1 protein-coding gene is annotated in these 1,298 nt (G+C 54.9%); it reads right to left on the bottom strand.

Going from position 1 to position 1,298, the window contains the following annotated elements:
• Nucleotides 1–36: 36 nt before the first annotated feature.
• Complete coding sequence (locus LC093_RS20195; protein WP_226669308.1) at nt 37–1,242, bottom strand: IS256 family transposase; 1,206 nt, start codon at nt 1,240–1,242, stop codon at nt 37–39.
• Nucleotides 1,243–1,298 lie beyond the last annotated feature (56 nt).

The following is a 1,298-nucleotide window of genomic DNA, read 5'->3' as shown; positions in this document are numbered from 1 at the left end:
GAGGGTGTTCAAAACTCTGTGTCAGCCATATAGCCCTCACAGGCTGATGTGTTTTTCCAAGCGCTCGGGGAAGTGGATCGTCAGCTGTGACAGCGTCAGGTTCCAGTTCTGAATCGGGTGAGTCCAGCGCTCAGAGGCCTTGAGTATACCGGCGTACAGGAGCTTGAGTAACCCGTTCTCGCTGGCGAAGCCGCCCTTGGTTTTGGTCAGCTTGCGGAACTGGCGGTGAACAGCCTCAACGGCATTGGTGGTGTATATCGCCGTGCGCACATAGTCCGGGTATTTAAAGTAGGCTGACAGCGTCGCCCACTTGCTGCGCCAGGATTTAATGACCATCGGATACTTGTCGCCCCACTTGGCTTCGAGCTCATCCAGAGCGCTTTCGGCAGCATTCAAGGTTGCCGCTTTGTAGACGCACTTGAGATCAGCCATGAAGGCCTTCTGGTTCTTGGAGGCAACGTACTTCAGCGAGTTGCGGATCTGGTGAATGATGCAGTGCTGTATCTCGGTCTTAGGGAAGATGCTCTCGATAGCCTCGGGGAAGCCTTTCAGGCCATCTACACAGGCGATTAGGATATCCTGAACCCCGCGATTGTGGAGATCTGTGAGTACGCTCAGCCAGTGGTGTGCTCCTTCCTGATCGGATAGATACAGACCCAGCAGCTCCTTTTTACCCTCGATATTCAGGGCTAGGATGGTGTAAATGGCCTTGCTGACATAGCGGCCATTTTCCTTGATTTTGTAGTGGATGGCGTCGAGCCAGACAATGGGATAGACCGGCTCCAGATCTCGCTCGCGCCACGCCTGCAGCTCCGGCAGCAGCTTGTCGGTGACCGCGCTGATGGTGCCGTTGGAAAGCTCGATGTCATACATGTCGGCGATGTGGGTGCGGATGTCCTGGTAGCTATTACCCAGCGCGAATAGGGCAATAACCTTGCGCTCTAGTTCATCGGTAAGATGCGTCTGGTGCTTCTTGACGATTTGCGGTTCAAAGGTGCCAGCCCGATCGCGCGGTGTGTCCAGCTCGAAGTTTCCAGCAGGGCTCTTCATAGTCTTGGAGGTGCGGCCGTTCTTGCGGTTGGGCTGATCCTCGTTGGCGAGGTGCTCCTCCAGCTCCGCCTGCATGGCGGCTTCAGTGAGCTGTTTGATCAGGGGAGTGAGGATGCCGTCTTTGCCACTGAGGTCTTTGCCTTCACGCAGCGCCTTGATCGCGGCATCCATATCGAAAGTTGGTTTGGTCATGGGTCATCTCTTTTCGGTCAATGGTAAAGAAATGACACAGAATTCTGAACACTACC

Source organism: Microbulbifer aggregans (genome assembly GCF_020524005.1).
Taxonomy (GTDB): domain Bacteria; phylum Pseudomonadota; class Gammaproteobacteria; order Pseudomonadales; family Cellvibrionaceae; genus Microbulbifer; species Microbulbifer aggregans_A.
This window is presented reverse-complemented; position numbering and strand designations above follow the sequence as displayed.